This is a genomic window from Chelativorans sp. M5D2P16, assembly GCF_034427935.1.
Lineage (GTDB): Bacteria > Pseudomonadota > Alphaproteobacteria > Rhizobiales > Rhizobiaceae > Chelativorans.
Genome location: NZ_JAXQNM010000020.1, coordinates 1 through 7603, shown reverse-complemented (window position 1 = coordinate 7603; position 7603 = coordinate 1). Strand labels below are relative to the sequence as shown.

Below are 7603 nucleotides of genomic sequence, written 5' to 3'. Positions count from 1 at the left end.
GCCCGGTGGATATGCGGCGGCCCAGAAAGGCATCTACATGGCGACCGACATGATTGAAAAACTCCGATCCCCAAGGGCGCATCGCGACGACATTCATCAGAACACCCGTCGAGGTCGCAACCATGCAGCAAATGCGCCCGCAGTGTTGTCGCTCCACTCGATCTGCATGCCCTGCACGTCGCTGAACTGCTGAAGATTAAGCTGACGCAAAGCGAGCCGGCGAACGTGCTTTATGTCGATTCGCTGATCACCTTCTTCAGTATCCATCTTCTGCGCAATTGCACAGGCTTCAAGAAACGACCAGTCATGGCGAAGAGCGGGTTGTCCGGGCAAAATGCGCAGGATGCAGGAATACCTGGCCGAAAACTTTACCCGCAAACTGTCCGTCGGAGAACTTGCGGCGCTCTGCAACCATTCACCCAATCACTTCATCATCGCCTTCACCAAGACGCTCGGAGAGCGACCACACAGATATCTCATCAATCTGCGCCTCGATTTTGCCGAAAGGCTGCTTGTCGAAAGTGACCTGCCGTATGGTCAGGTTGCTTCCATGAGGGGCTTCTCAAGCCATAGCCATCTCACCTCGGCGATGAGCAAATACCGGCAGAGGATGCCGACGATGATTCGGGCCGAAAAGATAAATATTTTCACATCGATCATGATGTGTCGCGCACTTCTCCGTGTTGCACAATAGTGACAACGCTGCCCCAATGACATTGATGCCGTAGTTTTGTGAAAAAATCAGTAATATGCTGAAATGCACAGCTTTTTCCTGAATACAACCTCGCAAAACTGTGCTTCTTAGACCCAGTCGGAATTGTCCGGCAGGGGGTCGTGCCGAAGCTTTTGATGCAGCGCGTTCGATTTCATGGGAAGCCGGCGCAACGTTTCGGCAGTACGATACAGGTCTGCGTACTGAAAGTGCGATCCTCCGTCGGGTGATGTCATTCGAGGGGGCCTTTGCATGCGGAATGCATTTTCGCTGCGCGATGTCGCGCGCCATTTTTCGGAAATTCCTGTGAGAAGTGCGGCGTGGCTGTACACCGTATTCGCAGGCTGCGGCGAGGACGCGTGGGCTCGCATCGGTAATCCTCGTTCCGGTCGCGAGGAATCGCGCTTCAAACGGGGGATCTTGGCGCTTCTGCTTGTGTGCCTTGCTTCCATTGTGGATGTGGCCCCGGCCTTCGCGGACTCCTTTTATTTCACGCGTACGCGCGCTGGCGCCCCGGATGCGGAAACGGGCGCCACGGGCCTGTTCCTTTGGAACGATGCAACTAACGCTCAAATCCAGGTCGGTGGCGACGGCACCTATCTGCGCCATGCAGCGGATGGGCGGATGTACGTGGACGGCATTGCAACGAGCCTTACTGGCGCGCTTTATGGCTTCGCGGTGGACGACACCGCGGATGCCACGTTCTTGCCCATTAATTTGGCGAACTGTGGCACAAGCATGCGCTCCAGGCTGGTCTCCATCAACACCAGCACTGGCGAATTCACCTATGTCGGCAACTGGCTGACCGGGCGCAGAATCTCCGGCGCGGCCTTTGACGGCTTGGGCCGTCTCTGGACCATCGATTGCGTGTCGGGCGACGTGGTCCAGATAAGTCCTTCGACCGGCCAGGTCGTGGGCGGATCGATCTCCCTCGGGAGCGGCTTTTCGTTTGTATCCGATCTCGACTTCGCCGCCAACGGCATGGGCATCATTGGCTATGGCGAAATGCAGTTCCTCGTTTTCGATCCGAATGCGGGCTGGGTTTCGAATGTCCCTATATCTGCCCAGAACAGCGGCTTCGACAGCGGGCTTCCCCAACCCTACGCAGTTGTCGGGACTGCCTTCACGCAAAATCTCTCTGCTCGCAATGGAAGCCCGCAGGCGGACGCTTGCCGGCTGAATATCGCGGAGAATCGCGGAACAGATGAGCTTGGTCATGCCAACGATCCATTCTTCGCCAACCCGGTAATTGTGCGCAAGGAAGCCGATCAGTACAACCCGCCGGCTCCGGCGCTCAACTACAATGGCGGCCCCGGCGACTTGGCCCGCCTGGGCGGTCCGGTGCTGCCGGAATGCTTCTATGACTACGGCGACGCGCCGGACAGCTACAGCACGCTGCGTGCCAGCAACGGCGCGTATCATGCGATCGTCGCCGGCGGGCCGTATCTCGGCAGTGGGCTGCCCGACTTCGAGGTGGACGGCCAGCCCAATGCGGACGCGACAGGCGACAATGCCAATGGAACCAATGACGAGGACGGCGCTGTTCTCCCGACCATGAAAACCGAAGGCACGGCCGAGATACAGGTCGATGTCGGCAATGTCAGTGCGAGTACGCGCCTGCAGGCTTGGATCGACTGGGCAGGCGATGGCAGCTTTGCCGAGGCCGGCGACCAGATTCTGATCGATGCCGAGATTGTTGCAGGCGCGAACACGTTCAGTGTCACCGTGCCTGCGGACGCTGTGGTTGGCACTACCTTGGCCCGCTTCCGCGTGGCAAACCAGACCGGTCTCGCCTTCAACGGCGCTGCGGGGTCAGGTGAGGTCGAGGACTATCAGGTCCAGATCGAGCAGGGTGTGGCGGATCTCTCCATCACGAAGGACGATGGCGTGACGACATACACGCCCGGCCTTGATGCCACCTACACCATCGTGGTCACCAACAACGGGCCGGGCGATGTGACCGGCGCTCAGATTACCGATTCGCTGCCGGCGGGCATCACGCAGGCGAACTGGACCTGTGGCAGCCCAGTCAATGGCGGCGTGTGCGGTGCGGCAAATGGCACTGGTGCGATTGACACTACCGCAGACCTGCCGGTGGACGCCTCCGTCACCTACACACTCACCATGAGTATTCCGAACAGCTATTCGGGCAGCCTGACCAACACCGCGACAGTCACATCGCCGGACGACATGACCGATCCCGACACGAGCAACAACACCGCCTCCGACACCAATGTTGCCGCCCCGCTCCTGACGCTTCAGAAGAACGTCGTGACCGATGATGGCGGCACTGCGACGGTCGCCGATTTCACGCTGAGCGCCGACGGGCCGGAGACCATCACCGGCATAAGCGGCAGCGCTGATGTGACGGATGTCCCTGTGACCGCCGGCACCTATACGCTGAGCGAGACGAATCAGCCCGGCTACACGGCGAGCGACTATGTCTGCACCGTCGACGGCGGCACGCCGGTTTCCGGCAACTCGATCACGCTCGCCAACGAGCAGGTCGCCGTCTGCACGATTACCAATGATGACGAGCCGGGGACGCTGACGCTGCGCAAAACGCTCGTCAACAATGATGGCGGCATTGCCGAAGTGGAGGACTTCATCCTGACGGCATCGGGTCCGGCCAACATCTCCGGCCCGACGGGCGATCCGGCGGTGACGGATGCGGTCGTCCCGGCAGGCAGCTACGCCCTCGGCGAGACCGGTCCGGCCGGCTACACGGCCGGCACCTATCGCTGCGCCATCGACGGCGGCGCGCCGGTGGCCAGCAACAGTCTGAACCTGGACAGCGGGCAGAGCGCCGTCTGCACCATCACCAACGATGATATCCCGCCCGACGTTTCGATCAACAAGGCGCTGGTCGACGAGAGCATCGCTGACGACCTCTTCCCGCAGGACGGCGAGTTCCTCACCTACGAGATCACGCTCACCAATACGGGCGGCACGGCGTCGAACTACGAGATCGCCGACATTCTGGACGGCAATGTCGTGTTCCAGAGCGCCTCCCACGGCGGCACGCTCGCCGGCAACGAGGTGCAGTGGACGCTGACCGTGCCGGCGCAGGACGGGGGTGTTCCGGGCACCATGGTGCTTCAGGTGGTGGTGCAGGTCATCAACCCGCTGCCCCCTGGCGAGCAGGTGGTCAACAGCGCCAAGACGCCGACAGAGCCGCCCCCGCCCTGCCCGTCGGCACAATGCGTGGTCCTTCCGCCGCCACCCTTCGTCGAAAGCGAGAAGCAGCTCGTTGCCGAGAGTGGCAGCACGGCCGGCGTTGCCGAACCCGGCGAGCAGCTCACCTACCAGATCACGCTGCGCAATTCGGGCAGCACCACGTCGGACTACGACCATCGCGACCTGCTCGACCCGAACACGAATTTCGTCTCGGCGGACAACAGTGGCGCCCATTCGGGCGGCAGCCCCGGCGGCCAGGTGGACTGGACGGACCTGACGGTCCCCGGCGGCACGCCTTCCACGCCCGGCATCCTGACCCTCGAGGTGGTCGTCACGGTGGTCGACCCCATACCCGGCGGCGTGTCGCGCCTCACCAATATCGCCTACGATCCGACGGAGCCTGTGCCCGATTGCCCGGCGCCGCAATGCGTCATCACCCCGGTACCGGGAGTGGTCGACAAGGAGAAGCTCCTCGTCTCCGAGGACGGATCACGGCCGGGCGTGGCCGAGCCCGGAGAGCGGCTCACCTATGAGATCACCCTCACCAATACGGGCGGTCCGGTGACCGGTTACGAGGTCGAGGACCGGCTCGATCCCAACACCACTTTCATCTCCGCCACGGATGGCGGCACGGAAAGCGGCGGCACGGTAACGTGGAGCGGGCTTGCCATCGACGCGCATGACGGAACAACGCCGGGCGAGCGCGTCCTGACCGTCGTGGTGGAAGTCGATGACCCGCTGGATCCAGGCGTGGTGCAACTCACCAACATCGCCGCCGAGCCGGGCGAGACAGTGGACTGCCAGCAAACACCGCAGCAATGCGTGACGACGTCCGCGGCCCCGCAGATCAGCAAGCTGAAGGAGCTGGTAAACGAGAGCGGCACAATGGCCAACGTCGCCGAGGCCGGTGAGACACTCACCTACCGCATCACGGTGACCAATGAGGGCGGCGCCGACCCGGATTACCGGCTTCAGGATCTGCTCGACCCCAACACCGCCTTCACCGGCGCCGACAATGGCGGCCAACTGATGGGCGATCACGTGGCCTGGGCGCTCGCCGTGCCCGCGCATGACGGGACCAATCCCGGCGTGCGCGTGGTGACGGTCACGGTGAGGGTGGACGAGCCGATCGCCAAGGGCGTCACTCAGCTCACCAATATAGCCCGCGAGCCAGGCGAGACCATCGATTGCCAGGTTACGCCGACGCCGCCGGAATGCGTGATCACGCAGACCGGTCCGAATGTATCGTCTGAAAAGCTTCTCGTGGCCGAAAACGGCTCGACCGACGGCATGGCCGAGCCGGGCGAGGATCTCACCTATGAGATCACCCTTACAAATACGGGGGGCGTGGCGCATTCCAACTACGGCCTGATCGACGCATACGGCTCCAATGTCACCGTCGTCGATGCCGGCGGCGGCACGGACGAGGGCAGCTGGATTCGCTGGAGTGGCCTGACGGTCCCGGCGCAGACCGGCAGCACGCCAGGCACGCTGGTGCTGACTGTCGTTACCCGGGTCGACGATCCCCTGCCGTCGGGCGTGACGAGGCTTCGCAACATCATCAAGCGCGATCCGACGGATCCGGACCCGGAATGCCCCTCCGCGCAATGCGTGGACATTTCCACCACCGCCAACGTCACGCCGGTGAAGCGGCTGGTGTCAGAGGACGGCAGCACCGCTGGCATCGCCGAGCCGGGGGAGCAACTGACCTACGAAATCACCCTGACGAACGAAGCCGGCGCAACCAACGATTACGCTATCGAGGACGTTCTCGACCCGAACATGGTGTTCGTCTCGGCGGATAATGGTGGCGCGCATTCTGGCGAAAGCTCGGGCGGAGTCGTGGAATGGTCAGGGCTTCATGTACCGGGCCACGACGGGACGAACCCTGGAGTGCTCGTGCTCACCGCCGTCGTCGAGGTGATCGACCCGCTGCCCGACGACGCGGTCTCCCTTAGAAACATCATTCGAGAGCCTGGCGGACCGGACCCCGAGTGCCCATCGGACCAGTGCGTGACGCTTGATCCGCAAAAGCCTGCGCTGACCTTGCTCAAGGAGGGTGCGTACGAGGATTCGGACGCCAACGGCTTTGCCAACCCGGGCGATACGATCCGCTACACCTTCACGGTGACCAATACGGGCAACGTGCCGCTGTCCGATGTCGTGCCGCAGGATGATGGGCCGCTCTTCGGCGATATCGATGGCGGTGGAACACTGTCCGACTTCGCGCCTTCCGCCGCGACGCTCCAGCCCGGCGAGGAGCGGAAGTTTACCGCCAGTTACACCCTGGCAGAGCTGGACATCGACGCGGCAGCGGGGATCGAGAACGCTGTCGAGAACACGGCGACGGCGGTTGGCTATGCGAACGGCACGCGGGTGAACGGCACGCCGGTCGAATCGGAAGAGAGCGTGACCGTGCTCTCCCTGCCGGCGGCGGCGAGCGAGATCTCCATCGTCAAGCTTGCCGATCTGCGCTACATCCGTCGCGGCGAGCAGGCGCCGTTCACGATCCGGGTGACGAACCATGCGGGCTCGCGGGTGGACGGTCTGACGGTGGTCGACCGGGTGCCGTCCGGGTTCCGTTTCGTGGAAGGCTCGGCGACGATTGACGGGGTGGAGGTGACGCCTCTTGAGGGCGGCCGCGAGATCCGCTTTGCGAACCTGTCGCTGGAAGGCAATGGCGAGATCGAGATCCGGCTCAGGCTGGTGGCGCTCTCCTCGGCCGGTCCGGGCGAGCATGTCAACCGGGCCCGCGCGCAGGATGCGGCCGGGCGGCAGCTGGCGCCGGAGGCGCGGGCCGTGGTGGAGATCCTGGTGGAGCCGGTCTTCGACTGCGGCGACATCATCGGCAAGGTGTTCGACGATGTGAACGGCAACGGCTACCAGGACGCGGGCGAGCCGGGGCTTCCCGGCGTGCGGGTGGCCACCGTCAAGGGCTGGCTGATCACCACGGATGCGCACGGCCGCTTCCACGTCGCCTGCGCCGACCTGCCGGACAGCCGTATCGGCTCGAACTTCATCATGAAGCTCGACGAGCGCACGTTGCCGACCGGCTACCGGCTGACGACGGAGAACCCGCGGGTGGTGCGCCTGACGGCGGGCAAGATGACCAAGCTCAACTTCGGCGCCTCGATCGGCCGGGTGGTGCGTCTGGATCTCCAGGATGCCGCCTTCGTGCCGCGCGAGACGGAGCTCGACGCGCGCTGGGCGGCCGGCCTCGACGAGCTGATCGCGGTGCTCGGCCGGGAGCGGTCGGTTCTGCGGCTCACCTACATCGACGCGGGCAGCGATCCGGAGCTGGCCGAAGCGCGCGTAGAGCACATGAAGGAATTGATCACCGAGCGATGGCGGGAACGGCAACGGGCCTACCCCTTGAACATCGAGACGCGTGTGGAGGCGGGACAATGAGGGTGAACCTGACTGCGCGCGGCCTGCTCGACCGCAGGTTTCTTCTCCTCGGGTGCACGGCGCTGGCGGGGGCGCTGGCGGGGCTGCCGCCGGCGCTGGCCGAGGACGGCCTCGATGGCAAGACGGCCCATGACAGCTCCGTCCACGCGCTGCCGGTGGGCGCGAACACGGAGGCGGAAGGCGCCGCGGATGCGCCGTCGATCCCCTTCAAGATCAGCGTCGACGGGGAGACGGTGGACGAGAGCGCCGAGCCCACCGCGGATTCGGCGCTTGCGCCGGGCGAGGCCCGTCCTGAGCCTGTCGAAG

At 63.9% G+C, this 7603-nt stretch carries 4 protein-coding genes; all 4 read left to right on the top strand.

Going from position 1 to position 7603, the window contains the following annotated elements; genetic code table 11:
* Window positions 1–193, top strand: a 193-nt coding sequence (locus SIN08_RS09855) for a hypothetical protein (RefSeq protein ID WP_322451404.1), incomplete at its 5' end; no start/stop codon positions are given.
* A gap of 150 nt (window positions 194–343) precedes the next feature.
* Window positions 344–694, top strand: a complete 351-nt coding sequence (locus SIN08_RS09850) for an AraC family transcriptional regulator (RefSeq protein WP_322451403.1) — start codon at window positions 344–346, stop codon at window positions 692–694.
* Between the two features lie 438 nt (window positions 695–1132).
* A complete protein-coding gene (locus SIN08_RS09845) occupies window positions 1133–7297 on the top strand; it encodes a GEVED domain-containing protein (RefSeq protein WP_322451402.1) in 6165 nt (2054 codons plus the stop codon).
* Window positions 7294–7603 (top strand): hypothetical protein (locus SIN08_RS09840; RefSeq protein WP_322451401.1); only part of this gene is annotated, 310 nt, incomplete at its 3' end. The genes SIN08_RS09845 and SIN08_RS09840, both read left to right, overlap by 4 nt.

Bases quoted from the DNA above. Each gene is read 5' to 3' on its own strand.
- SIN08_RS09850 (WP_322451403.1), top strand. From the start codon at position 344: ATGCAGGAATACCTGGCCGAAAACTTTACCCGCAAACTGTCCGTCGGA.